This is a genomic window from Pseudomonas sp. 2725, assembly GCF_050434585.1.
GTDB lineage: Bacteria > Pseudomonadota > Gammaproteobacteria > Pseudomonadales > Pseudomonadaceae > Aquipseudomonas > Aquipseudomonas jessenii.
The window spans coordinates 211,308-236,542 of the sequence record NZ_JBNDIV010000004.1 but is presented as its reverse complement, the minus strand read 5'-3'; the positions used below and the strand labels follow the sequence as shown (position 1 = coordinate 236,542).

Here is a 25,235-nt window from a genome sequence, read left to right as displayed (position 1 = left end):
ATTAATCATGATCAATTTCCGTCTGATCCGTCACCTCTGGCTTTTTCTTGCCGTTGCCGAAGAGCAGAACTTTGGGCGTGCTGCCAAGCGCCTAGGCATGTCTCAACCGCCCCTGAGCGAACAGATTCAGGTGCTGGAGCAAGCGCTGAAGGTCACGCTATTCGAGCGATCTCGACGCGGAGCGAAATTAACGCCAGTGGGGGCGGCAATTTTGCCTGCGGTGCGCAAATTCGCTGAGCAACTCGAGCGATTGGAGTTGGCGGTGGAAGAAGCAGTGGCGGGGCAGTCGGGGATGTTGACTATTGGCGCGATATCCACAGCGATGTTCGACGTTTTACCGGGCCTGATCGAGCAATTGAAAAACGATTACCCGCACTTGACGGTATCCGTGCGGGAAATCGACAGCGTCGAGGCTGTTCCAGCACTTGAGGCCGGAGACATCGACCTGGCATTCGCCCGACTGGACGGTGATCTCGGCGGGTCGGTCGATTCACTGCCGCTGCTGGAAGATCGCCTGGTAGTAGCCTTACCGAGCGATCATGCCTTAGCTTCACGCACGCGAATCAGCCTATCCAGTTTGTCCAACGAGCCTTTGGTGATGTTTGCCCGAAAAGTAAGTCCGGTGTATTTCGACAATTTGATCGCCACCTGCCGAGCCAGCGGTTTTTCCCCTCGCGTGTTGCATGAAGTACGTTCAGTCGCTTCGCAGATTGCTTTTGTCAGCTATGGCCAAGGTATCGCATTGGTACCGGCGTCACTAAAAAAACTGGCGCCCAACAATGTCGTATTTCGAGCGTTGAGCCAGAGGCTAAATGTCGTAACCACGGCGGTTGCCTGGAATGCAGATCGGCCCAATCCGCTAGTAGATGAAGTCGTTGCACGGTTTCGGGCTAAGGCGTGAGGAGATAAGGAACGCGAAAATTTGCTGATAGGTTTAGCGTATCAAAGCCTTCCACAATCAGGATTTTACAGAACGCACGAATCCCTTGAAATTGCATATCTGACTGCCAGCAACTCTCATGCGGCGGTAATCCTTTTCGTTCAAGGAGCTATTAACGTGTCCTCATCCGAAACGTTCACTCACACGCAACTCCCTCTCACGGTAGAGGGTGTCCAGCTGAACGTCGCCGCCATTCACAGGAAGGGCGACTTGGCGCCGATTGTATTCCTGCATGGTTTTGGTTCGACCAAAGAGGACTATGCCGATATCGCGCTGCAGGCGGAGTTCGTCGGTCATCCCTTCATAGCCTACGACGCCCCCGGATGCGGTGAAAGCCAGTGCAGTGACCTGTCCAAGGTTTCCATCCCATTTTTGATGCAGGTGGCACTGCAGGTGCTGGAGCATTTCGATATCGAGCGCTTCCATCTGGTCGGTCACTCCATGGGCGGGTTGACTGCTTTGATGCTGGCCCATCAGTTCCCGGAGCGGGTAATCACTTTCGTCGATATAGAGGGCAATATTGCTCCGGAGGATTGCTTCCTCAGCCGCCAGATCGTCGACTATCCGAGTAATGATCCCGAGGCATTTTTCGCGGCCTTCATCGAACGTGCCAGGCACGCCCCGGCATATGCCAGCGCATTGTATTCGGCGAGCTTGAGACACAAGGTGCGTGCAGAGGCAGTACGAGGGATTTTCGAGTCGATGGTCAATCTGTCCGACAACGCCGATCTGATGGGTAAATTTCTTGGCTTGAAGTGCCCGCGAATGTTCATGTACGGCGAGCAGAACGCGTCACTGTCCTATCTTCCGCATATCCAGGCTCAGGGCGTACGCCTGGCGCAAATTCCCGCCTGCGGACACTTTCCTATGTATTCCAACCCGATCGCGATGTGGAGCCAAATCGCTGATTTCCTAACCAGCAGCTAATCCGGATAAGTCTGGTCGTCTTGAGCGCTCCCAAATACTTCGCGGGAGCCTGACAGGCTTGGTGGTTGCGATTCGAAAAGCAAGTTCAACCATTTCACGTGCCCCCTTCAGTGGCTTGTAAGGGTGCGTGCACGCTTGAAACCTATAACAACAAGAGGTTCAAATCATGCTTGAAGTCATTAACAACTTTCTTTCTGGAAAGCTGCTGATCGTGCTTATCGTGGGCCTAGGTGGCTACTTCACCATCCGTTCGCGCTTTGTGCAGTTCCGCCATTTCCTACATATGTTCAGTGTTTTTCGCGATAGCGTTCAGAAGAGTGCGGGCCAGATCAGCTCATTCCAAGCGTTAATGCTCAGCCTGGCGGGTCGTGTGGGCGCGGGAAATATTGCCGGTGTCGGATTGGCGGTGACGCTGGGCGGGCCTGGCGCGGTGTTCTGGATGTGGGTGACCGCGCTGGTGGGTATGTCCACCAGCTTCTTTGAATGTAGTTTGGGGCAACTGTACAAACGGTGCGATTCCAAGGGGCAGTTTCGCGGTGGGCCGTCGTATTACATCCAGTACGGATTGAAACAAGCCTGGCTTGGAAAAATCATGGCCTTGTTGCTGCTGGTAACCTTCGGTTTTGCATTCAATGGGCTGCAATCTCATGCAGTGACTCACTCGCTGAATAATGCGTTCGGTTTCTCTACCACCTACTCCGGTGTGGTGATTGCTGTATTGCTTGGCTTGGTTTTCATCGGCGGAATCAAACGTATCGCTGCAGTTTCGGACTTGTTGGTACCAGTAAAGACCTTGGCCTACATTGGCGTTACCGTATATGTGATTGTGCTTCAATTTGATCATGTCCCTGGCATGTTGATGACCATCTTTAAAAGCGCCTTCGGTCTGGATCAAGCATTTGCCGGCCTGGTCGGCAGTGCCATTGTCATGGGCGTTAAGCGTGGCGTGTTTGCCAACGAGGCTGGACTGGGCAGCGCTCCGAACGTAGCCGCAGTGGCGAAAGTGGATCACCCAGCTGCTCAAGGGGTGGTTCAGGCGTTCAGCGTTTTTCTAGACACCTTTGTGATCTGTACCTGCACGGCGCTGCTGATTCTTCTGTCGGGCTTTTACACGCCAGGTTTCGAAGGTGACGGCTTGGTACTGACACAGAACGCACTCGCAGCAGTGGTCGGAGACTGGGGGCGCACGTTCATCAGCGTGGCGTTGGCTCTGTTTGTCTTCACTTCGATCCTATACAACTACTATCTGGGCGAGAACAATCTCCGTTTTTTACTTGGTGACAAGCGCGCGGCGATCATTGTCTATCGTGGTTTGGTGTTGCTGTTAATCCTTTGGGGGGCTGTCCAGAATTTGGATACGGTTTTCGCCTTCGCCGATATCACCATGACGTTGCTAGCCTTTGTGAATCTGATCGCCCTCGCGTTGTTGTTCAAGGTCGGCCTGCGCTTGCTGCGTGACTATGATCAGCAACGCAAAGCCGGCATCAAGACGCCAGTTTTCGATTCCAGTCAGTTCAAGGATCTTGATTTAGATTTTCAAGCTTGGCCGCCTCGGGCAACACAGAACAACAATGTTTTTGAGTCTGCAGCTCAGCCAGTTACATCCGCAATGCAAAGATGAAATCAAGCATTCCCGTTCGGGTAATTGGGTTCTTTCTTGGCAATGTCGAGTCTTAGCTGAGCAGGTGATACAGGTTTGAGCAAAAAAGGGCCTTGAAGGGTAATGCCGATCAGTTAAGCCTAATTGCTTGACCTTTGGCCGCAAGAAATCAAAATCCGATGCCTGAATAGGCATCGGATTTTTTATGCGTCTGGCTCGGGCACTGGAACTGGAACTGACCCACAACTTCGTCTCGACTCCCGACTCCCTCAAGGATTGGACTCGTTGCTAGACCCCTTTCTGGTCGAGCAGGCCTTGGATCAGGCCGGTGTCGCCACACTGCGCAAGCGTTGCTTACCTTTGGAGTTGATGCTTTGGTGCGTCATCTCCATGGTGTTTTTTCGGCGCATGTCGGCGTGGGATCTGGTCAGTCGTGTGAACATCATGTTGCCTGGGCAACAACGTCCGCTGGTTGCGCCCAGCGCCGTAGTTCAGGCCCGTCAGCGGCTGGGCAGCGAGGCCTTACGACACGTCCTCGATCTGACTCAGAAAAACTGGTATGAAGCGGCGGGCCATCCGACTTGGGCCGGGTTGCGTTTGCTGGAGTCGATGGTGTCGTCTGGCGAACGCCCGATACACCCGAAAACCGTGCGCGTTACGACTCCGCCAGTAACAAGCATGGCGATGCCGGCTTTCCTCAGGTACGCATGGTCTGCCAAATGGAGCTGACCAGTCATTTGTGGATCGGCAGTGCCTTTGACAGCTATCGCAGTAACGAAATGAAGCTGGCTCATCGCATGACCAGAGCTAAGCAGCGGGGTGACGTACATGGAGAGATCGCTCCTTCGGGCCCAATGGGCCTGGCTCGTCGTGCTCCAGCCGTAAAGTCCAAAGTCGCCAGCCGCAAACCGCGCTAGGTAAAGGTCTACAAAAACCCATACGCTGGCGAAGTCGTCGAAAACAAAGGCGGAAATCACAAAACGCTGAAGGAGTGGAAAGCTGAATACGGCTCCACGACTGTAGAGTCTTGGCTGACCAAGTGATTTTGGTTCGAGTACGAAAGGGCCTTTGGCGGCCCTTTTTGTCGGCTCAGCTCTTGGGATGTTGGCAGGGTCGGAAGTATTCCGAGCAGTAGCGCACTTCTTGCCGGCATCAAGCCTAGTTCTTTCACATTCCTGATCAGTAAAAGTGAACTAGACTGATCAGCGACCGTCGTGTGGCATAAATGATGAAGCCCAGTAAACTACTACCGGGCTTCAATCCTACATCAGTGACCCTTTTTTAGGATTCGCATAAAATACCAGTCTGAAGCGGTTGGTTAGTATTTATTAGAGCCCATCTCATTGTATTTCGGTAGATTAGTTTTTTTCAACCGAGTTGCGCGTACCCATCCAACTACAGCCGCGATGGGGATCAGGGATGGAAGCGCGATGCCGATAAACCCCGTAGCGCCTGAGAACATCGAAAAGTTAACTGCGATGCTGAAAGAGATGAAAGCTAGTAGAACTGCCGAAATCACTGGAAATAGGATGGCTTTTACAAAGCTCACGCCAAGTTCAGAGTTTCTTAGGAAAAATACAATAACCGCAATTGAAACAACGCTAGTCATGGCAATGATCCCTAGGATGCCAATGCTCCCCAACCAGGCAAATAGGGTGGCCATTGGGTCTAGCTGACCGATCGCAAATACACTGACAACTGCAATCGCAATGACGGATTGAAGCACTGAACCAATATGTGGACTCATGTGATCGCGATGGGTGACACCTACGCTCTTATGAAGAATTCCTTCGCGTCCCAGTACAAAAAAGTAGCGAGCAGCTGCGTTGTGGAAGGCAAGCAGTGATGCAAACGTACTGGTGATCAGCAGGAATCGCACATAAATGCTGAAGTTGCTCGATACGTATTGATCGGCCAATTGATAAATGTATTGGGTTGGATCAGCCAGTGAAGGGAATACAGTCAGAACTTTGTCAATGCCCATGCCATTAACGATGCTGAGACCAGAAATGCAGTAAAATATCCCGATGATAAGGAGTGAAAGATATGTAGCGCGGGGAATAGTTTTAGCTGGGTTTTTTGTCTCTTCGCTATAAAGAGCTGTAGCTTCAAAACCAAGGAAGGAACCCATAGCCATTAGGAGCGCTAAAGACATAGAGCCTGACAGTACACTTTCAGTTTCAAATGCGCTGAACGAATAATTCGTTCCAACAGAGCTTATAATGCCTGCATTTATCATCACCACAATAAGGAACTCCCCTAGTACCAATACTCCAAGTACCATCAGGGAAAAGTCCACTTTTCTATAGCCGAGAAATCCAATCGCCGCGATCGCGAAAAAGCTATATGCCCACCAGGGAAGGTCAACTCCAAAATAAGTTTGCATAAAGCCAGCGGATGCAACCCCAAACAGACCCTGCATAGCAATCTGCCCACTGTTGTAAGCCACGAGCATTACAACTGCTACCGCGCCTCCTACTTGGCCGTTCAAACCGCGCGTGACTAATGCATAGAATGCACCGGCATTTTTCACGTAACGGATCATAGAGGTATATCCGACTGAGAAAGCAAGAAGGACAAACATCGCGAGCAAGTATGCTACTGGGAAGCCTAGGCCATTACCGTACATTACGCCTAGGGGGAACATACCAGTTAATGAAGTGAGTGGCGCGGTTGCAGAGATCACGAAGAATATGAGTGACCAAGTTCCCAGGCCACCTTTTTTTAGGGTGGTATTTGCCTGGTCTATATTCTCTGTGGATGTCGTCGCGGTTTTGGAATTTGTCATGTGATTGCTCCGATACGCAATTTTAGAAGTAATAGCCAATGTTCATAGTAAATTGATTGTCCCATTGGTTACTTCCACCAGCCGCTAATCCATCCGTGAAGCTTTCGCCGCCTACATAAGGATCATTGCGTCCGAACAACCATTCTCCTGCAATGTACAAATGGCTTCCAACGTAGAATGACGAACCTACAATATAACGTTGGCTATCTTTATAATCATCACCGGATTTTTGCAACATGCTGTAGTTGGCATATAATTTTACTGTATTCACATCAAGCCAACTGCCTGGTATGTCGTAGCTCACCTCGCCGACATAGAGATTTGCCCTTGTCGCTACATTGAAGCTTGCATCGTACCCGCCGTAAGTGATGATGTCATCATTTCCAGGGTTTCTGGCTGAAATCTGCTGTCTCGCAGCCAAACCTTGTAGAGTCCATTGTCCTGTTTTCGCTACTGAGTGTAGCCCAAAAACATTCCTGCGACCGTTGTCATTCGTATCCGTATTTTCAATAGTGGAGGTGAGAAGTGACGCCCCTGCCTCTATTTTCCAATCGCCTAATTCAATATTTTTAGCAATTCGTCCAACTAGAACATTCCGTTCTTGGTTGTTAGAACCTTCAGGAACGTAATCATCAGCTTTAGCAATCACATTGGAATATCCAACGCCATCTCGACTGGTACCCTTACCTTGCCAAGCGGGGCGAGCGTAGTACCCAACTTGATAATTCCAGTCGCCATTTTGTTCGACATATTTTGCGCCGAGCTCGTAAGTATCCTCCAGTCCAATAAGATACCCAAGTGTTTCAGTGAAGGTGTTGCCAAATAATGGCTGTAAGCCAAATGGGATTTGGTTGAGGCCGACCTCCACATGACGATCTTTGTCGAATTTGTAACCAACCCATGCGTTTTGCGCAAAGGAGATGTCTCCGACTTTGTCGGTGTATTGGTACGGCCAGTAGCGGCCGTAAAACCAATATTTAACATCCCCGATCCAAGTGTCTGAGTTGTAGCTCGCGAACAATGCAGCTGCGTCAAACCCTAATCTGTTTTCGACATTGTCGGTAGGTATGTAATCGTACCTGGCTCGGATAGCGCCTCCGAGTTGTAAATTATCTGTAACTTGCACTGCGTATGCTTGGACAGAGGCCAAGGAAAGCATCGCTACGAAAAGCCCGTTGTTGATTTTATGATACATAATCGCCTCTTATTGATTTGTGACGCATTGGCAGATGTATTGTTTGGCTGTTCGAAGTTTCCCTACTTCAGATTCAGGCGCCGGTAATGTGCAGGCGTGCGTCTCTGACAACCGTAATGGTGCTCTTTGTAATTATGGGTAATGCAGTATCGGTATGTGGTCTGGTTTACACTCGGATTTCGGTGAGGAGTAGATTGGCTTTGAATAAAAAACCTATGATCGTGTTAGGGTGTTGAAAGTTTGAATTTTCTCATTTGGTTACCCCCATCTCTAAACGGCCATTCTCGAAACTTTGCGATTCCAGGTTTTTTTGTGGATTTTTACGTCATCTAGCAGAGCTGTTTGAGATGCCAGAATATAAAAAAAATCCGCGTCAGCCCTGAGGGTTAATTCGCTATTAACCTGCACGCTCCAGTCGTCCCGACTGGCTTTGTATTGCCACTGAACGCTTGTAAAAGCTGAAAGTGGGTCATCATGTGTTATCTGATGTTTTTCAATACCATGCTGATCAACGGTCAACCCGTGACAGGCAAACCTATAAGCACCGTGATCCTCCGAAATTTCAACACTTACCTCGCCGGATCCAACGTCTTCCGTAATGCGTCTAATCGTGGAAGCCTCACGTATTGTTTCAATCTCTTCTGGGGTTGAATATTGAGGCTCCTCAAATGGACTACAGGAGAGGGCGCTTTCATAGCTAGGAACTCGAAGTTCGTTCAGTCCCGCACATACCGTTAGCGTCGTTAGTTCACGACTTGGCCATAAAAGTGGGAAGCTGGATGTACTTATGGCGATACGAAGTTTTTGGCCTGCAATAACGGTATAGCCTGCGAAATCTAAATTGATGCTGACGTCAAATGGCTGCCCGGGTACTGGAGGGCGAATAATATCGAAGCCGTCACGATGATTAAGGTTCAACGATCCTGATGCGATCTGCGCAGACTCACCACCTGTCGAAACTGCGTTTAGACGAATGAAGATTTGGCCGCATGGACGATCTACTGAAATTTTAAGTCTAAGATTTACTTGACCCAAAATTGATAGATTTGATGTCAATGGTTCAGAGTCAAAGCACAAAGATTTCGCATCATCACTACGTTGGTCAGTGGCGCCATGAGGCCCTGCTGTTAATATGCAGAATTCACCTTGAGTAAGGCCAGTTGTAAGAGGCGAGCAGATAGAAATGTTGTCACTTAACTCTGCAGGTCGGCTTCCAAGTTTATTTTTAGTCAAATAAAAGGATATCGACTTAACATCATCAGTAGGCCAACCTGTGGTTTGGATCCAGCGACCTGGTCTAGATGTATAACTAGAGCGAGGTGGTTGGGCGTCTTGAAGGTAGAAGGTTGAGCTTGGCTCGTCCATTACTCCGTTCTCGATACCCTTCAGCCAGTAATCCCACCATTTTTTCGCTTCTTGCAGAAAGCCGATAGTCGGCTCTGGGCCTGCGAGATGCGGGTATTCGTGAGTCCACGGGCCAATCAATGATTTTTTTGGGCAATTCAATTTTTGAACAAGGCGGGGGACGCTATTTCTATATGCATCGGATAAACCGCTGATGCAATAAACCGCAGCCTCGATCGCTGTGTAGTCTTCAGATACCGACCCATGACGCCAGTAAGCGTCACGTGTTTGATGGCTTAACCAGTTCTCCAGCAAGAGCGGCATATTATTTAAACGGTTCAGCCATTGGCTTTTCCATTCCGAACCCACAAGTAATGGGTCTGGGACTGCCGCGGAGAGATGAAGCATGGTCGCTGACCAGGCGGCATTCTTCATCAACAGGTTGCCGCCTTTATAATGGACGTCGTCACCAAAGCGGTCATCTGTTGCACATAGTGCGATGACAGCTTTCAGGGCTTTCGGTTTGTGAGCAGCAACCTGGAGGCAATTGAAACCTCCCCATGAAAGCCCCATCATCCCGACGCTGCCGTTCGACCAAGGCTGACGGCAGATCCAGTCTATGATTTCCAAACCATCGTCTTGTTCTTGGGGAAGATACTCGTCGAGCATCAATCCTTCAGATTCGCCATTACCTCTGATATCTACTCTAAGGCATGCATAGCCTTGGCCGGCCATCCAGGGATGGGTGAGGGCATCGCGAGCCGAAGTACCGTCACGTTTCCGATAAGGTAGATATTCAAATACAGCTGGTACGGGGGAGCTTTCAGCGTCATCTGGTAGCCAAATTTTTGCGGCGAGCCTCGTACCGTCTCTCATCTCTATCCACACGTGCTCCAGCTCACGGACGGTGTGGGGGAAGTCGGTAACGATATTCATATGCTCACCACGTGATGCGAACTGCGTTCAATTACTCGCTTATCCGTAGCTGAGCGAGTACTAAATTCACAAAAAAATCTGATGGTCGAGAGCATGGTGGATTGGTCGCGCGAGGGCAACGCAGCGTTTTCTCTCCAATCGAAATGCACCATAACTGCTCCGCTTGAAAACAATACAGCGGACATGGAGTGCTTGGAGCGTATCGATTTCGACTGCATGCTAACCTCAGATTTTTTAGAGTCCAAAGGCTCTAGATTGGGCAGATACATCGTTCGACATCATCATATTTTTCTTTTTTTTGTTGGAGATTTTCGCGTAGCTGTGTGTCTGAGAAATCAACACCGCAATGGATCCATTTTGGATCTTCCATTCTCGGTGTAGCCTTGACATTCAGCCCTGAAGAAAATGCTGAATTCAATATACAGCTGGGTTGGCGCTTGACTTAGTCAAATCTGATGCACCCTTTTTAGCCTCTGAAACCATAGGAATCGTTGTGTCGTAGTGACGTTGCGCAGTATCAGTGGCGGATGAGAATTTGAGGTCTGTCACCCTCCGTATGCGTTTGGTTTCCACGTCTTAGGTTATGCAATTAGGTAACCTCTTTTTTTGGGGGGGATACGTGCGATTTGACAATCCTGAGCTGCGCATTGGCACGCGTCAAAGCTCTCAGGCTGAGTTTGACGCTGTCCTTTTTTGCCCAGCTAAATCATCACTGATCCCCTTGCTTTTCCGGCCATCAGGAGTCTTCGGTCACGCTCACCGGCGCGAAGTAGGTTGAAGTCGTGATCGCACGCCTAGAGGTGTCCATTCGCCTATGATCAATTGCCCGCCGAACGGCAACTCAATTAGCGCCCATGCTTCTCCAAGTCTGGAGTAGCCTCCAATGGAGCATGAACCCGCAGCGCCCCCAGCGGCTGCTCCCGGAAGAGGGGCGTTCACGTTCGAATTTGGCGTTGGAATCACCTTTTTAGATTAAGATCCAATGAGCGGCTTAAGATTGCTTGTTCGCTCCGGATGAATAAGTGCATCGAACATATCCGAGGCCTTTTGTAGTGTCGAGATGGGGGTACATACTGTCACGTCGTAGATTTGATTCTCACAAATAACGATTCGTTGATATGTTTATCTCACAGGTGGGGGGCACCAGCTTTCTAGGGGCGACGGGTAATCGCATGTATTACCAGATTGCTGGCCACCTGTTCCATTGGTGAAAAGTCCACCGCAGCGCTTTCCCCGTCGGGGGGAGGGTGCTGTGGAGGGCCCGACTTAAAATCCCGCATCGACCCATCTGAAATTTCATCAAAAAATTCGCGACTCCAAGGTCAATGCAGGTCTACAGTTGTAAAAAAACTGTCAATGCTGCTGGGCACTTTTTTAGAGTCTCTCGCGAAATTGTCTATGGTGTTTTTTTTCGGAAAAACGCACGAAAGCTTAGCGTTAAGAATGGCCCATGATCTTCTGCAGTTCAGAAGGATTGCATCAGTTGCTGGCGACGAGCTGGATTGGAAGCTCAAATTGCAATTGAGTAATAAAATTTTTCAACTGATTTCAATTTTTCTAAAGGGCTAATTAAAATTTTAGGTTCAATCCTTTCATTGAGCCGGATTGGCGAATTAACCCTGGCGCAAGGAAGTGTACAAATGATGATCTCATGTTTTTCTTTCTAGAAATCCGGATGCTTCATGTCTCTTTCCCCGTCTCTGAATCATTTGATAATCCGTTTTTACGAGCAGGTGTCAGCTCGAGTACGCTTGTGGTTGTTGGTTGTTGGTTGTTGGTTGTTGGTTGTTGGTTGTTGGTTGTTGCGCTGTATGGCGGTGCTATCGAGCCGAATAGCGGAACTGTACGGCTTAGAAGCCTTGTTATGCTCCTTGAGCCACTCGGGATCAATGAAAAGCTAATTCGGAGCTCAGTGTTTCGGCTGGCAAAACAAGGTTGGCTAACCTCTAAAAAGTAGGGTGTCGTAGCGATTAGGGCCTAACGACGACGGGGCGCCGTCGCTTTGCTCAAGCTTTAAAATGGGTGTGTAGCGCCGCTCTGCCCGATTTGGAAGGGTGTTGGTGCCTGGTGATTATTTATCGACTGCCAGCCAGCAAACGTAGAGAGCTTAGGAAAGCCTTGGCTTGGCAGCGCTTCAGTAACCTGACCACAGGAGTATTGGCTTATCCGCGCTCCGATCCCGCGGATATATTGGCACTTCTGATGGATATGGCTCTTCAAGATCAAAATATTGTTTTTGAGACAACCCAGCAGCATCCGCTCGGCCAGCCGAACAGTGCTTGTCACATACTGCGGAGACTTCGGATGGCCCATGATCAAATGCTTCAGAGCTGCTTTATAAACGATTCGGCAGCTTGGTCTGATATGTGAATTTCCGCGGTTTAGTTAAATGAAATTACGAAGCTTTTAATTTTCTCGATGTGTATAGCTTTGTTTGCTTTTTCATGGGCTTTCACATTTGAGGTTGTAGAACGTGCTCTGCTTCTGAGCAATGGTGTCATCCGTTGTTGAGTAATTACGCTGCCCTCGACGTTAGGACGTAATTGCTTACGTTTGCAGTGTGCAAATGATGATTATTCTAAAGATTAGGGTGTGTTGAGCATGTTTATGCTCATACAGCCCGCTATTGCGTAGTAAATGGGGCGATAATTTCCCGAGCGCTGAATTAATATTTTGTTCTGAACTGAGTTTTGATGTCGTCGAATTATCGCGAGAGGATAAAAACAATGACCGCGTTGCAGAAAACCGTGCTTAAAGAGTCGCAAAATTCGACATTCAAGTACGATTGGAAGAAAGTCGCTTACCATATTCTTGTTTCTCGCCGTCTAGACGACCTGGAGGAAAAAACTCTAGTGCCCGAAAAGAAGGTGATGTATCAATTTTCCGCTCGTGGGCATGACCTAGCGCAAATTCTTCTCGGGTCACAGCTTACAAACGCACAGGATGCTGCGTGCGGGTACTATCGCTCTCGTCCGTTATTGCTGACGTTGGGAGTTGACCTTGAGGATGTGCTGGGCTCATCCATGGCGCGTGCAGGCGGCTATTCGGATGGCCGTGATATCGGGGTTGTATTCAATTACCCAAACCTTGGTGGCCCACCCGCTCTGCCAATGTGTGGCGGTGTAGGGGCTCAATACACGCCAACTGCTGGTTGGGCTCAAGCCTTGAAATATAAATCCGAGGTGCTTTCCGACGGCACTTGTGACGCAGCGCTCAGTGTCGTTTTGGGTGGTGATGCCTCCGTTGCTACAAACGGCTTCTGGGCGGCTTTGACAGTTGCAACGACCCAAAATCTTCCAATGCTGTTTTACATTGAAGACAATGGATATGGAATTTCGGTGCCATCTACGTTTCAGACGCCAGGTGGGAACATTGCCAAGAATCTCGAAAGTTTCCAAAATCTTGAGATTTTTTCTGGCGATGGCACTGAGCCTGCTGAGGCATCGAATCTCGTTGAAGAAGCAGTCCAATACGTTAGATCTCGTAAGGGGCCAGCGCTTTTGCACCTGACCGTGCCGCGCCTCCAGGGCCACAGCTTTCAGGATACGCAAACCTACAAAACAGAGGAGTTCGTAAGCTCCGAGTGGGCACGGGATCCTTTGCCAAAATTGCGAAAGTTTCTGGTGCCTCAGCACTTCTCAGAAGAACAGTGGCAGCAGCTCGAATCAGACGCTGACGTTGCGGTAGAGCGGGCTAGGGCAGCGGCGGAAAGCCGGCCAACAAGTGATCCTAAGCGTGTCACTCGTAACGTATTTTTCGAAGGTGAAATGCAGCAGCGGGGTGGTTTGTGGTCTCAAGGCTACAGCGCACCTGAAGGATCTGAAACCCCAATGCCTGAAGGTCAGCGGATCAACATGGTTGCCGCAATTCGTAAAACCCTTGATCGCGAATTGGATATCAATCCAAAAGTTGTAGTCTTTGGTGAGGACGTAGGCCCTAAGGGCGGTGTGCACGCAGTTACATTGGGTCTTCAGGATAAGTACGGTGAGGGCCGAGTCTTTGATACCAGCCTTTCAGAGGAGGGCATCATCGGTCGCGCCGTGGGTATGGCATTGGCAGGGTTGATGCCTGTTCCTGAAATTCAGTTTCGCAAATACGCGGATCCGGCAGTTGAGCAGATCAACGACTGCGGAACTATGCGGTGGAGAACGAACAACCGCTTCGCGGCTCCGATGGTTGTGCGTATCCCGGGTGGTTTTTTCAAATGCGGTGATCCTTGGCACAGTCAAACAAACGAAGTTCAGTTTGTGCACTCGCCAGGCTGGCAGGTTGCGGTTCCGTCCAATGCTGAAGATGCGGTAGGTCTCTTGCGGAGTGCGCTGCGCGGTAACGATCCAGTTATCTTCTTTGAACATCGCGCAATGCTCGATGCGGCTTCGGCCCGTCGTGTGTATCCAGGTGACGACTTTGTCTTGCCATTTGGCAAAGCTCGGTTCGTGAAAGAGGGGTCTGATCTGACCATCGTTACTTGGGGGGCCATGGTTGAGCGCTGCGAAAAGGCTGCAGAAGGGCGTTCGGTTGATGTCATCGATCTTCGCACTTTGATGCCTTGGGATAGCGAGGCCGTTTTGAAATCAGTGGCCAAGACTCACCGATGCCTGATCGTCCATGAAGATCTTGGGACTGCTGGGTTCGGTGCTGAGATCGCTGCGGTGGTTGCGGATCAAGCATTTATCGAATTGGACGCTCCTGTTAGTCGCTTGACCATGCCTGATATTCCTAGCCCCCACCATCCAACTCTGATGGAGTTCGCGCTGCCTTCGGTTGAAGACATCGCTCAAAAAATCGACGAGCTGGTGGGTTTCTAAGATGAATGATATGTCGATCAAATCGCAAACATTAGATATTACTGCTCCTGTGCAACAGGAGGGCACCAAGGCCGTTCTTAGATCATGGCTGAAAGCAGACGGCGACGTTGTCAAAAAAGACGAGCCTGTTGTCGAGCTCGAGACTGACAAAGTAGTGGTCGAGGTATGTGCACCCTGTGATGGAGTCCTGCGCTGCGTTATGCCCGTTGATACAGATGCCGCCCCGGGATCTCTACTGGGGCGAGTCGAGTCCGCTTCGGCAACTGCTGCAGTTGCGTCGGCCTCTGCTCAAGCTGCTCAAAAACCACAAGATAGGGTTCAAGCGAGCGCTGGGGAATTCAGGCTTTCGCCGTCGGTTCGTCGGTTATTGGCCGAGAACGAATTGGACGCCGCGTCTATCTGCGCCCGTGGCACGGGTCGAGATGGACGTTTGACGCGTCAAGATGTTCTCGACGTGATTGCTCAGCAACAAGCTTCGCCCGTTACCCCTCCAAATGTTCCGGTCAAGACGGAGGTTGAGAAGCCTCCAGTCGAGATACCTAATCCGGTAACACCGGCGCCTGTAATTGCGCAAAAGCCTCCAGCCGCGACAGGTGGGCCTAAAGTGGCATCCCTGATTCCACACAGCTCAATGCGTCGCAAGATCGCCGAGCATATGGTGCATTCTGTAACTGTTGCGCCCCATGTGACTTCAGTGTTTGAGGTTGATTTCTCGGCGATTATCGCGCACCGCAAACGCAACAAAGAGCTGTTTGCGAGCCAAGGGGTTAACCTGACCTTCACAGCATATTTTATCGCCGCCTGCGTAGAGGCGATGAAGGCATCCCCTTACGTCAACAGCCGTTGGCATGCTGAGCATCTAGAGGTCTTCCAGGACGTAAACATTGGAGTGGGAGCTGCACTCGGGGATAAGGGACTGATAGTGCCTGTGATTCATCAGGCGCAGGAACTGTCACTCATGGGAATCGCTTCACGCCTTCAAGTCGTCACAGAGGCGGCCAGAAGTGGAAAGCTGAAACCAGCAGATGTTCAGGGTGGAACATTTACGATATCCAACCATGGGGTTTCGGGGTCACTTTTCGCATCGCCGATTATCATCAATCAACCACAATCAGCAATCCTCGGAATTGGTGCTTTGGAAAAGCGAGTGGTGGTTAAGGAGATCGATGGTGTCGACACTTTCCAAGTCCGGCCAATGGCATATGTATCTTTGACCATTGATCACCGGGTTCTGGATGGTAGCCAGACTAACGCTTGGCTTAGCCGGTTCGTCGAAGTAATTCAATCGTGGACGTTAAAAGTCTAATTTTTTAAGGTTCGAGTTTGTTGCGGCCCATTGTTCCTAAGCTTAATGAAGAGTGAAACTGATGCGCGATAGACAAAACTTGCAAGACACATCGCCGCCAGCGACGGCACATAGTCCACGCTTCATCAGCGAAGATTGGCTCGAATCTATTAGAGATAGTGTTCGTGGCACGATTGATTCTGAAGTTGCTTTAGTGACGGCGACTTTTGATCGCTGGGATGAAAGCGCTCGAGCGGAGACTTTAGTATGAGTAATGAGTTGATTCAGGACTGTTTTATCTTTGATGCCATACGCACTCCTGTTGGGCGTTATGGGGGGGCATTGAGTTCGGTGCGCGCAGATGATTTGGGCGCTATTCCTATTCGCGAGCTCATGAAGCGTAATCCGACAGTCAATTGGGAAGCAATCGACGATGTGATTTATGGCTGCGCAAATCAGGCGGGTGAGGACAATCGCAACGTGGCTCGTATGTCCGCTCTGTTAGCTGGTTTACCTGTGACGGTGCCGGGCACCACAGTAAATCGTCTGTGCGGGTCGGGTATGGATTCGGTTGGTATCGCTGCTCGTGCAATTAAATCTGGCGAAGCTTCCTTGATGCTCGCTGGGGGCGTCGAGTCTATGTCTCGGGCTCCATTTGTCTTGCCTAAGGCCGAGACCGCTTTCTCGCGTCAGTCAACAGTTTATGACACAACAATTGGTTGGAGATTTATTAACGACCTGATGCGAGAACAATTTGGTGTGGACTCGATGCCCGAGACGGCGGAGAACGTTGCTCAGATGTTCTCTATTTCTCGAGCCGACCAGGACGCGTTTGCACTGCAAAGTCAGAACAAAGCCTGGAATGCAATCTGCTCGGGCCGATTTGCCAAGGAAATCGTTCCAGTTGCGATCGCCCAACGTAAAGGTCAGGCGAAGATTGTGGATGTGGATGAGCATCCAAGACCCGACACCAATCTGGAGTTTCTCTCCACGATGCCCACGCCTTTCAGGAAGGGCGGTACCGTAACGGCCGGTAACGCTTCGGGTGTGAATGATGGGGCATGTGCACTGCTGTTGGGAAACTCTAGATCCGCCGATCAATATGGCTTAGTTCCAAGGGCCCGTATCGTAGCGATGGCCACGGCTGGAGTAGAGCCGCGCATCATGGGGATCGGGCCTGTTCCCGCTACACGTAAGGTGCTTCAAATTGCCGGCCTGACGTTAGAGCACATGGATGTCATAGAGCTGAATGAGGCTTTCGCGGCTCAGGCTCTAGCGGTATTGCGAGAGTTGGGGCTTGCGGAAACGGATGCTCGAATTAATCCGAATGGTGGTGCGATCGCACTGGGTCACCCGTTGGGAATGAGTGGAGCTCGATTAATCACGACCGCTCTGCATCAGCTGGAATTGAAGAAGGGGCGATTTGCCTTATGTACCATGTGCATTGGAGTAGGTCAGGGTATCGCCATCATCATTGAGCGAGTTTAGCCATTAAATCAGCTTCGACTGTTTCAAGTTAAGGGGGCTGCGGAGCAACATCAACATTGTTCCGCAGTATCCTCTAAATGAAGCAAAGGTAAGGGAGCGTTAGATTTGACTTCTCTTAACACCACAGCTGATCGAATTTCCTTAACTCCCGGTAATTTGAATATGACGTTATGCAAAAAAACATCATAACTTCCCATGTCTGGGGTTAAAACCTTAAGCAAGTAGTCGGCTTGGCCGGTAGTGCTAAAGCAGTCGATGATGTATTCGCATTTTCGAACAGCGTCTTCGAATTGATCGACAAAGTTTTCTCCGTGTCGTTCCAGGTTGACTTCTGCAAAAACGCAATTGTGAAGTCCGACTAGATTTCTATCAAGTTCAGTGCTGTATCTTTTAATTATTCCTGATTCTTCGAGTGTCTTTAGTCGTCGCCAAGTTGGTGTAGTAGACAACCCTATTTTGTTAGAGAGATCTTGTACTGATAGGCGTCCGTCCTCCTGAAGCGCCAGCAGTATTTGAGCTGAAAACTTATCTATTTGTTGGCTCATGTTAATTACCTGTTTCTAAAAAAGGCGCGTTGGCGGTCTCGGTATCGTCTGTGATCCTCGCAAGCCTCGGGCAAGCCATCAAGGAATAGAAAGATTTGATCCTGTCAAATCTGTTCGGTGCCGGTTGAACGGGTCAGAAAGTGGAAGCGAAGAACGAACAGAAATAGCCGCGATCGATGGGTGTCGGCGGTCGCCGTGAGGTAGCACGGGACGACAGTTCTCTGAGTCAGCGGGTAGCAGGATGCTGATATTTGCGAGCGTCAAATTTGATACGGAATATTATTTTGAGTTTGTTTGGGTGTATCGTTTTCGTATCGGTTGCGGCGTTGCGATTGAGGATCACCACAACGCATGTGCTAGGAGAATGGCTTTGGAATTGATGACACTTGATGTCACCCCAACCGAACAAGGGGTGGCGCTTATTACGTTACGGCGACCTGAAGCTCTGAATGCACTTAACACCCAGATGCTTGGAGAGATAGCCACTTTTCTCGCTGCCGCCAGTGTCGATGACTCTATTCGCGTGGTGGTCGTAACGGGTAGTCGCAGAGCATTTGCCGCAGGTGCTGATATTAAGGAAATGGCTGACCGGGATCTTGTCGGCATTCTAGATGATCCACGTGTCGCGCATTGGCAAGCCATAACAAGTTTTTCCAAGCCCATTATTGCCGCTGTTAACGGTTTTGCCTTCGGCGCTGGCTTCGAATTGGCAATGTGCGCTGACATTCTCATTGCAGGGGAGGATGCATTGTTTGGCCAGCCTGAGATCAATCTTGGAATCATCCCAGGGGCAGGAGGAACTCAGCGACTTCTGCGTGCTGTTGGTAAATCCAAGGCCATGCAAATGGTGCTTTCAGGCGAGGCAATCAGTGCACGGGATGCGCTGCAATTCTCCCTCGCTAGCGAGGTAACACAGCCAGAACTGACAGTGGAGCGTGCGGTTGAACTCGCCCGACTGGTTGCCACCAAGGCTCCCCTGGCTGTTCGCCTGGCTAAGGAAACTCTTCTGAAAGCATTCGATACCGACCTGGCAACTGGCCTCCGTTTCGAACGACTCGCTTTTACCGTGCTTGCCGGCACGAAAGATCGTAACGAAGGCATTCGAGCTTTCCAGGAAAAACGTAAGGCCCATTTCGTAGGCCGCTAAGTCTAATAACTCCAACAAAGGCAATCATGATGTCCTTCGAAACAATCACTCTCACTATTGAGGCTGGCGTTGCCCTGCTGACTCTAAATCGCCCCGATCAGCTCAATAGCTTTAACACACAAATGCATTCCGAGTTACGTCAGGCTTTGAAGGAGGTTCGTCAAGCTCCCGACGTTCGCGCGTTGCTGCTCACTGGTGCAGGACGTGGGTTTTGCGCAGGTCAGGATTTAGGCGATCGCGCGGTTGCCCCTAGTGCCGAAGCTCCTGATCTGGGCCAATCCATCGAGAAATTTTACAACCCTTTGATTCGGACTCTTCGTGATCTGCCGATGCCCGTTATCTGTGCCGTAAACGGAGTAGCTGCTGGTGCAGGTGCCAATATTGCCCTCGCTTGCGACTTAGTAATTGCCGCGAAGTCAGCGAGTTTCATCCAGGCATTTTGTAAATTGGGTCTGATCCCTGACTCTGGTGGGACATGGACGCTGCCGCGGTTGGTTGGGATGGCGCGAGCGAAGTCACTCATGCTGCTCGGCGACAAGCTGAGCGCGGAAAGGGCAGAGCAGTGGGGGATGATCTATCGGTGCGTTGATGATGCAGATTTACAAGATGAGGCATTGTCACTTGCTCGTCACCTTGCGACACAACCCACCTATGGCTTGGCGCTCATCAAACGTAGTTTGAACGCGAGTATGAGCAACAGTTTTGATGACCAATTAGAAGTGGAGCGTGATCTGCAGCGCTTGGGCGGACGCAGTGAGGATTATAGGGAAGGCGTTGCTGCATTCATGGAGAAACGTACTCCTAAATTTAAGGGGTGCTGAAATGACCGCACTTGATAAGAATTCATTGGTCGCGGTGATCGGGGGCGGGGCAATGGGCGCTGGTATCGCGCAAGTCGCGTTGCAGGCTGGCCATCCTGTTGCTCTATTTGATAATCGTGCCGGGGGCGCTCAGCAAGCTGTGCAGGGAATAGTGCATCAGTTGGAAAGACAGGTCGAAAAAGCAAAGATGACTGAGTCATTTTTTGACGACTGTCTGTCGCGACTCCACTCGGTAGAAAGCCTGGGTCAATTGGCACACGCGGGGCTGATTATCGAGGCGATCGTTGAGAATATTGATGTCAAACGTACTGTTTTCCAAGACTTGGAAGACATTTGCGAGCCCACCTGTATTTTGGCAAGTAACACGTCGTCGTTGTCCATTACTGCGCTGGCCGCTAGCCTCAAGCGTCCCGAGCGTCTAGTGGGGATGCACTTCTTCAACCCTGCTCCATTGATGGCTTTAGTTGAAGTGATTTCCGGTCTTGCTACCGATGAAAGTGTCGCAGAGTGTATCCATGCGACCGCCATTGCTTGGCGTAAAAAGCCAGTGCGTGCTCGATCGACTCCAGGTTTTATCGTTAATCGGGTTGCAAGACCCTTCTACGCGGAAAGCTTTCGTCTAGTACAGGAGCAGGTATCGGATCCGGCGACATTAGACGCTCTGATGCGCGATGCGGGGGGCTTTCGAATGGGGGCATTCGAATTGACCGATCTTATCGGTCATGACGTGAATTACGCCGTCACATGTTCCGTGTTCGATGCCTACTACAACGACACACGCTTTCAACCCTCCCTCATCCAAAAAGAACTGGTCGATGCCGGACGGTTTGGCCGCAAAAGTGGGCGCGGCTTCTTTGAATACCATGACGGGGCAGTTAAGCCCGAGCCGAAGGTGTTAAAGGCATCCGGCGGTTTCGATCGATGTGTTGTTGAAGGGGATCTTGGCGCTGCTCACGGTCTGGTAGCTCGCATGGGGAAAGCAGGCATTGAGGTCGTCCTGCGGGGCGGTTCGGGTCTGTTGCATGCGGGAGAAGCAGTGATGGCAATGAGTGATGGTCGGATGGCCTGTCAGCGTGCCAGAGAAGATGGACTGCAGAATCTTGTCCTGTTTGACCTCGCCCATGACTTTAATCAGACCAACCGACTGGCAATAACCTGGGCGTCCAACACAAGCGAGCAGGCTCGCGCAGACGCTGTGGCGCTGTTGGCACAGCTCGGTATACAGACCAGTGCTGTGGCAGATGTTCCGGGTTTGGTTGTTCTACGCACTGTTGCAATGCTGGTCAATGAAGGTGCTGAAGTGGTGCTTCACGGAGTGAGCAGCGCTGCAGACGTCGATCTTGCGATGGTAGCTGGCGTGAACTATCCCATTGGCCCCCTCGCATGGGCTGACAGTATCAGCCCTAAAGCCATTTTCGACTGTCTCGAACATCTTCAGGCCAGCTATGGGGAAGAGCGTTACAGACCCTCACTTTTACTGCGACGTATCACCCAAGAAGGGCGTCGTTTCCACGACTAACAAAAGCCGAGAGGTATCTGTCGCCACGCTATCCGCAGCGTGGCAGCAGATGTCTGGCTGTCGTTTGGAAGCGCGTAGTGTTTCGATGAAAGACCGTCTGTCAGGCAAATTAGATTTGATACTGTCAACTATTACTAATAGTTATTTTTGTATCGTATACAACAAGGCTTAGGGCATTCATGCCCATCGTCCAGTGAGCCAAAGGAGGTTCAGGATGTACGCGCAATTGGTAGAGACTGGCGTCAAACGCGTTTTGAAGCTGGAAGAAATGGGTGCTGAGGAGCGGGCGTTCCAGGAAAAGATCAATGCCGAGATCAAGATTGAGGCGAAGAATTGGATGCCGGATGCTTACCGGACGACACTGATCCGGCAAATTTCCCAACACGCGCATTCTGAAATTGTCGGCATGCTTCCGGAGGGTAATTGGGTTACGCGTGCGCCCACACTGAAACGCAAATTGCAGCTGATGGCCAAGATTCAGGATGAGGCGGGTCATGGCCTTTACCTGTACAGCGCAATGGAAACGTTGGGTGCAGACCGTGACGAGGAAATTGCAAAGCTGCACAGCGGGAAAGCCAAGTACTCCAGCATTTTCAATTATCCAACTTTGAGCTGGGCAGACATGGGTGCTGTTGGTTGGCTCGTGGATGGCGCCGCGATCGTTAACCAAGTTGTGCTGCAGCGCACTTCGTATGGCCCTTACTCGCGAGCAATGGTTCGAATCTGTAAGGAGGAGAGCTTCCATCAGCGTCAAGGCTACGAAATTCTGTTGACGATGATGCGTCACGGCACTCAGGAGCAGAAGGACATGGTGCAGGACGCGATCAATCGCTTGTGGTGGCCATCTCTGATGATGTTTGGCCCTAGCGATGAACACTCTCCTAACAGTGCCCAATCGATGGCATGGAAGATCAAGCGCCAGAGTAACGATGAGCTGCGCCAGAGATTCGTCGACCAAACCGTAGCGCAGTTGGAACTCCTTGGTTGTACAGCTCCAGACCCTGAACTCAAGTGGAACGAGGAGCGGGGGCATTACGATTTTGGCGAAATCCAGTGGAGCGAGTTTTACGAAGTTCTCAAAGGAAACGGCCCATGCAATCAAGAGCGTGTGGCTACTCGCAAGAAAGCCATAGAAGAAGGTGCCTGGGTGCGTGAAGCCGCTGTAGCCCATGCCCGCAAAAAACAAGAACGCAACGCAGCCTGAGGGGAGTAAACCCTATGTCCGACTGGACTCTTTTCGAAGTATTCGTGCGCAGCAAGCACGGCCTGAACCACAAACACGTCGGTAGCGTTCATGCGGCTGATTCTGCCATGGCGATTGAGAATGCCCGTGAGCTTTACACTCGCCGCAGTGAAGGCGTGAGCCTTTGGGTGGTTCCCTCGTCATTGATTATCGCCACTTCGCCCGACGAGAAAGACCCTCTGTTCGATCCATCGGACGATAAGGTTTACCGACATGCAAGCTTTTACGAATTGCCAGCTGAAGTCGGGCACATGTGAGGATGATCATGAATACTCAAAATGATCTGATCGAATACCTGCTGCGACTCGGTGACAATGCGTTGATCCAAGGGCAGCGTCTGTGCGAATGGTGCGGACACGCTCCCGCCATTGAAGAAGAGCTGGGCTTGATGAACGTTGGCTTGGATCTGGTCGGCCAGGCTCGCAACTGGCTGGAGTATGCCGCTGATCTGTTGAGCGACGGACGTGATGCTGATGCGCTGGCATTCCGTAGAGATGAGCGCAGCTACCGAAACCTACTTTTGGTTGAACAGCCTAACGGAGACTTTGCCGTAACCATGGCGAAGCAGTTCCTTTTCGATGCGTGGCATTTTCACGTGCTGGTAGGCCTGAGTTCGTCCACGGACTCACGAATCGCTGGCATTGCCGCCAAGGCGTTAAAGGAAGTGACTTATCACCTGCGCCGTTCCGGTGAGTGGGTTGAGCGCCTCGGCGATGGCACTGACGAGAGCCACCAACGTATGGCTGCCGCGGTTACTCAAGTTTGGCGGTTCACTGTAGAACTGGTTACTGCAGACGATGTGGAGCAGCGGCTTTTCGAGGCAGGCGTTATTCCGAATCCTGAGCAAGTTGCTGCGGCATGGAATTCAAAAGTAGCGGACATTTTTGCAAGCGCGTCTTTGGACGTACCGAACCCTGCTGTTCATTTTTATTTGAATGGGCGCCGCGGCTTGCACAGTGAGCATTTGGGTTCACTGCTAGCTGAAATGCAGTACCTCCAACGGGCTTATCCCGATGCAACCTGGTGAGGTGATATTTAGCGATAGGGGTGCCAGATCCGAGAGTCCTGACGATATATCTCGCGCTTGGGAAATTCTGAGTCGCGTTATGGATCCTGAGGTGCCGGTAGTAAGTGTCGTCGATCTAGGGATTGTGCGTAGTGTGGGCTGGCAGGACGGACACCTTCACCTCGTCATTACGCCAACTTATTCGGGATGTCCTGCGACGGAGGTTATTGAGCAAGACATAAACCAGGCGTTAGACGAGGCAGGCTTTCAAGCGCCTCTACTCGAAACTCGTTTAGCGCCAGCATGGAGCACCGACTGGATAAGCAACGAAGGGCGGGAGCGTCTTCGGGCGTATGGCATAGCACCGCCTGCAGGGAGCGCAAGCAAGCGTAGCTTACTCGGAGATCAACTCGAAATCGCATGCCCTATTTGCGGCAGTGAGCACACTGAGCGCCTCAGCGAGTTTGGCTCTACGGCTTGTAAGGCGTTGTACCGCTGCCGCGAATGCCTGGAACCTTTCGACTATTTCAAGTGCATCTGAAGCCGCTACGGCGGGAGATTATTAATGAGCCGATTCCATAGCCTGACCATCAAAGAAGTTAGGCCAGAAACCCGTGACGCCGTGTCAATCGTGTTCGACATCCCGGCCGACCTAGCCGATGATTTTGAGTTTACCCAGGGCCAACACTTGGTCATGCGTACGTTGTTAGATGGCGAGGAGGTGCGACGTTCCTACTCAATCTGCAGTGGGATAAGTGACGGCGAATTGCGCGTGGCTATCAAGAAGGTAGCGGGAGGTCGTTTCTCGGCATTCGCCAACGAGTGTCTTCAGGTGGGTCATACGCTGGAAGTAATGCCTCCAGCTGGACATTTTAGCGTTCCGCTTGATCAATCTCGCAGCGCACATTATCTGGCAGTCGCAGCCGGCAGCGGTATTACACCTATCCTTTCCATCGTAAAAACAACGCTTGAAACTGAGCCAAATAGCAGCGTTACATTGCTATATGGCAACCGCTCTAGTTCGGGCGCAATGTTTCGAGAGAAGTTGGAAGATCTAAAAAATCAGTACCTAAATAGGCTCAATCTTATCTTTGTGTTCAGTCGTGAGCAGCAAGATATTGATCTCTATAATGGCCGAATCGACGCCGACAAATGCACCCAGTTGTTTGGGCGTTGGATCTCTGTTCAGGGGCTAGAAGCCGCATTCATATGTGGCCCCCAGGAGATGACTGAATCGGTTCGCGACTCGCTGAAAGAGCACGGACTGCCTGCTGAGCGCATTCACTACGAGTTATTTGGTGTGGCTGGTTCAGACCAGAAACGCCTGGCACGTGAATCGGCCCGGTCGAGTGATTTGGCTATCAGTCATATCACGGTGATTAGTGATGGTCGTGCTCTGACGTTCGATCTGCCTCGCAATACAGTCAGCGTGCTCGACGCCGGCAATGCCCAAGGTGCGGAGCTTCCGTACTCCTGCAAGGCGGGAGTTTGCTCCACTTGCAAATGCAAGGTCATTGAAGGGGAGGTGGACATGGACAGCAACCACGCACTGGAAGATTACGAAGTAGCAGCAGGCTACGTCTTGTCATGCCAAGCATTTCCAGTCAGCGAAAAGGTCGTGCTGGACTTCGACCAACTTTAAT

21 protein-coding genes and 1 pseudogene are annotated in these 25,235 nt (G+C 50.9%); 18 read left to right on the top strand and 4 right to left on the bottom strand.

Going from position 1 to position 25,235, the window contains the following annotated elements; genetic code table 11:
• The first annotated feature begins 7 nt into the window (after positions 1-7).
• The 5 genes and pseudogenes from ABIE16_RS12465 to ABIE16_RS12445 form a co-directional block, all read left to right on the top strand.
• Positions 8-901, top strand: coding sequence for a LysR family transcriptional regulator (locus ABIE16_RS12465; RefSeq protein WP_429521298.1), 894 nt, complete (start codon positions 8-10; stop codon positions 899-901).
• A 156-nt stretch (positions 902-1,057) separates the two neighbouring features.
• On the top strand, positions 1,058-1,867 hold the full coding sequence (locus ABIE16_RS12460; protein WP_429521297.1) for an alpha/beta fold hydrolase: 810 nt from the start codon (positions 1,058-1,060) through the stop codon (positions 1,865-1,867).
• Positions 1,868-2,033: 166 nt separating this feature from the next.
• On the top strand, positions 2,034-3,488 hold the full coding sequence (locus tag ABIE16_RS12455) for an alanine/glycine:cation symporter family protein (protein WP_429521296.1): 1,455 nt from the start codon (positions 2,034-2,036) through the stop codon (positions 3,486-3,488).
• A 264-nt stretch (positions 3,489-3,752) separates the two neighbouring features.
• Positions 3,753-4,196 carry a transposase domain-containing protein gene (locus tag ABIE16_RS12450; protein WP_429521295.1) on the top strand — a complete coding sequence of 148 codons (444 nt, stop codon included), beginning with the start codon at positions 3,753-3,755 and terminating at the stop codon, positions 4,194-4,196.
• A 137-nt stretch (positions 4,197-4,333) separates the two neighbouring features.
• Positions 4,334-4,510: pseudogene (locus ABIE16_RS12445) on the top strand (histone-like nucleoid-structuring protein, MvaT/MvaU family); the annotation flags it as partial.
• Positions 4,511-4,785: 275 nt separating this feature from the next.
• Here the strand turns inward: ABIE16_RS12445 and ABIE16_RS12440 are convergent.
• From ABIE16_RS12440 to ABIE16_RS12430, 3 genes are all read right to left on the bottom strand, one after another.
• A complete protein-coding gene (locus ABIE16_RS12440) occupies positions 4,786-6,255 on the bottom strand; it encodes an APC family permease (protein ID WP_429521294.1) in 1,470 nt (489 codons plus the stop codon).
• Between the two features lie 22 nt (positions 6,256-6,277).
• A complete protein-coding gene (locus tag ABIE16_RS12435; RefSeq protein WP_429521293.1) occupies positions 6,278-7,450 on the bottom strand; it encodes a porin in 1,173 nt (390 codons plus the stop codon).
• Between the two features lie 270 nt (positions 7,451-7,720).
• The gene (locus tag ABIE16_RS12430) at positions 7,721-9,730 is read right to left on the bottom strand and encodes a CocE/NonD family hydrolase (protein WP_429521292.1); all 2,010 of its coding nucleotides are present in this window, start codon (positions 9,728-9,730) and stop codon (positions 7,721-7,723) included.
• Positions 9,731-11,381: 1,651 nt separating this feature from the next.
• Between ABIE16_RS12430 and ABIE16_RS12425 the strand changes: the two genes are divergently transcribed.
• The 5 genes from ABIE16_RS12425 (at position 11,382) to pcaF (ending at position 17,311) form a co-directional block, all read left to right on the top strand.
• Complete coding sequence (locus tag ABIE16_RS12425; RefSeq protein ID WP_429521291.1) at positions 11,382-11,687, top strand: hypothetical protein; 306 nt, start codon at positions 11,382-11,384, stop codon at positions 11,685-11,687.
• Between the two features lie 65 nt (positions 11,688-11,752).
• A complete protein-coding gene (locus tag ABIE16_RS12420) occupies positions 11,753-12,100 on the top strand; it encodes a hypothetical protein (protein ID WP_429521290.1) in 348 nt (115 codons plus the stop codon).
• A gap of 323 nt (positions 12,101-12,423) precedes the next feature.
• Positions 12,424-14,538 (top strand): alpha-ketoacid dehydrogenase subunit alpha/beta, encoded by a 2,115-nt coding sequence (locus tag ABIE16_RS12415; RefSeq protein ID WP_429521289.1) that lies wholly within the window; start codon positions 12,424-12,426, stop codon positions 14,536-14,538.
• A gap of 10 nt (positions 14,539-14,548) precedes the next feature.
• The gene (locus tag ABIE16_RS12410) at positions 14,549-15,844 is read left to right on the top strand and encodes a dihydrolipoamide acetyltransferase family protein (RefSeq protein WP_429521288.1); all 1,296 of its coding nucleotides are present in this window, start codon (positions 14,549-14,551) and stop codon (positions 15,842-15,844) included.
• A gap of 246 nt (positions 15,845-16,090) precedes the next feature.
• On the top strand, positions 16,091-17,311 hold the full coding sequence (gene pcaF, locus ABIE16_RS12405; protein WP_429521287.1) for a 3-oxoadipyl-CoA thiolase: 1,221 nt from the start codon (positions 16,091-16,093) through the stop codon (positions 17,309-17,311).
• Positions 17,312-17,361: 50 nt separating this feature from the next.
• Here pcaF and ABIE16_RS12400 read toward each other — a convergent pair whose 3' ends face one another.
• Positions 17,362-17,856: an Lrp/AsnC family transcriptional regulator gene (locus ABIE16_RS12400; RefSeq protein WP_429521286.1), complete on the bottom strand. Its 495-nt coding sequence runs from the start codon at positions 17,854-17,856 to the stop codon at positions 17,362-17,364.
• A gap of 379 nt (positions 17,857-18,235) precedes the next feature.
• Between ABIE16_RS12400 and paaF the strand changes: the two genes are divergently transcribed.
• The 8 genes from paaF (at position 18,236) to paaE (ending at position 25,234) form a co-directional block, all read left to right on the top strand.
• Positions 18,236-19,003, top strand: coding sequence for a 2,3-dehydroadipyl-CoA hydratase PaaF (paaF, locus tag ABIE16_RS12395; RefSeq protein ID WP_429521431.1), 768 nt, complete (start codon positions 18,236-18,238; stop codon positions 19,001-19,003).
• 29 nt (positions 19,004-19,032) lie between these two features.
• Complete coding sequence (gene paaG, locus ABIE16_RS12390) at positions 19,033-19,824, top strand: 2-(1,2-epoxy-1,2-dihydrophenyl)acetyl-CoA isomerase PaaG (protein WP_429521285.1); 792 nt, start codon at positions 19,033-19,035, stop codon at positions 19,822-19,824.
• A gap of 1 nt (position 19,825) precedes the next feature.
• Positions 19,826-21,343, top strand: coding sequence for a 3-hydroxyacyl-CoA dehydrogenase PaaH (gene paaH, locus ABIE16_RS12385; protein WP_429521284.1), 1,518 nt, complete (start codon positions 19,826-19,828; stop codon positions 21,341-21,343).
• A gap of 214 nt (positions 21,344-21,557) precedes the next feature.
• On the top strand, positions 21,558-22,547 hold the full coding sequence (paaA, locus tag ABIE16_RS12380) for a 1,2-phenylacetyl-CoA epoxidase subunit PaaA (RefSeq protein ID WP_429521283.1): 990 nt from the start codon (positions 21,558-21,560) through the stop codon (positions 22,545-22,547).
• Positions 22,548-22,561: 14 nt separating this feature from the next.
• A complete protein-coding gene (gene paaB, locus ABIE16_RS12375) occupies positions 22,562-22,843 on the top strand; it encodes a 1,2-phenylacetyl-CoA epoxidase subunit PaaB (protein ID WP_429521282.1) in 282 nt (93 codons plus the stop codon).
• Positions 22,844-22,851: 8 nt separating this feature from the next.
• Positions 22,852-23,613 carry a 1,2-phenylacetyl-CoA epoxidase subunit PaaC gene (gene paaC, locus ABIE16_RS12370; protein WP_429521281.1) on the top strand — a complete coding sequence of 254 codons (762 nt, stop codon included), beginning with the start codon at positions 22,852-22,854 and terminating at the stop codon, positions 23,611-23,613.
• Positions 23,600-24,133: a 1,2-phenylacetyl-CoA epoxidase subunit PaaD gene (paaD, locus tag ABIE16_RS12365; protein ID WP_429521280.1), complete on the top strand. Its 534-nt coding sequence runs from the start codon at positions 23,600-23,602 to the stop codon at positions 24,131-24,133. The genes paaC and paaD overlap by 14 nt, the downstream gene beginning before the upstream one ends.
• Before the next feature lie 24 nt (positions 24,134-24,157).
• Positions 24,158-25,234 carry a 1,2-phenylacetyl-CoA epoxidase subunit PaaE gene (paaE, locus tag ABIE16_RS12360; protein ID WP_429521279.1) on the top strand — a complete coding sequence of 359 codons (1,077 nt, stop codon included), beginning with the start codon at positions 24,158-24,160 and terminating at the stop codon, positions 25,232-25,234.
• The last annotated feature ends 1 nt before the right edge of the window (position 25,235 follow it).

Bases quoted from the DNA above. Each gene is read 5' to 3' on its own strand.
- paaD (WP_429521280.1), top strand. From the start codon at position 23,600: ATGCAACCTGGTGAGGTGATATTTAGCGATAGGGGTGCCAGATCCGAG.
- ABIE16_RS12440 (WP_429521294.1), bottom strand. From the start codon at position 6,255: ATGACAAATTCCAAAACCGCGACGACATCCACAGAGAATATAGACCAG.
- paaA (WP_429521283.1), top strand. From the start codon at position 21,558: ATGTACGCGCAATTGGTAGAGACTGGCGTCAAACGCGTTTTGAAGCTG.
- ABIE16_RS12465 (WP_429521298.1), top strand. From the start codon at position 8: ATGATCAATTTCCGTCTGATCCGTCACCTCTGGCTTTTTCTTGCCGTT.
- ABIE16_RS12410 (WP_429521288.1), top strand. From the start codon at position 14,549: ATGTCGATCAAATCGCAAACATTAGATATTACTGCTCCTGTGCAACAG.
- paaF (WP_429521431.1), top strand. From the start codon at position 18,236: ATGACACTTGATGTCACCCCAACCGAACAAGGGGTGGCGCTTATTACG.
- paaE (WP_429521279.1), top strand. From the start codon at position 24,158: ATGAGCCGATTCCATAGCCTGACCATCAAAGAAGTTAGGCCAGAAACC.
- paaG (WP_429521285.1), top strand. From the start codon at position 19,033: ATGTCCTTCGAAACAATCACTCTCACTATTGAGGCTGGCGTTGCCCTG.
- ABIE16_RS12455 (WP_429521296.1), top strand. From the start codon at position 2,034: ATGCTTGAAGTCATTAACAACTTTCTTTCTGGAAAGCTGCTGATCGTG.
- paaC (WP_429521281.1), top strand. From the start codon at position 22,852: ATGAATACTCAAAATGATCTGATCGAATACCTGCTGCGACTCGGTGAC.
- ABIE16_RS12425 (WP_429521291.1), top strand. From the start codon at position 11,382: ATGTTTTTCTTTCTAGAAATCCGGATGCTTCATGTCTCTTTCCCCGTC.
- ABIE16_RS12415 (WP_429521289.1), top strand. From the start codon at position 12,424: ATGTCGTCGAATTATCGCGAGAGGATAAAAACAATGACCGCGTTGCAG.
- pcaF (WP_429521287.1), top strand. From the start codon at position 16,091: ATGAGTAATGAGTTGATTCAGGACTGTTTTATCTTTGATGCCATACGC.
- ABIE16_RS12435 (WP_429521293.1), bottom strand. From the start codon at position 7,450: ATGTATCATAAAATCAACAACGGGCTTTTCGTAGCGATGCTTTCCTTG.
- paaH (WP_429521284.1), top strand. From the start codon at position 19,826: ATGACCGCACTTGATAAGAATTCATTGGTCGCGGTGATCGGGGGCGGG.
- paaB (WP_429521282.1), top strand. From the start codon at position 22,562: ATGTCCGACTGGACTCTTTTCGAAGTATTCGTGCGCAGCAAGCACGGC.
- ABIE16_RS12400 (WP_429521286.1), bottom strand. From the start codon at position 17,856: ATGAGCCAACAAATAGATAAGTTTTCAGCTCAAATACTGCTGGCGCTT.
- ABIE16_RS12430 (WP_429521292.1), bottom strand. From the start codon at position 9,730: ATGAATATCGTTACCGACTTCCCCCACACCGTCCGTGAGCTGGAGCAC.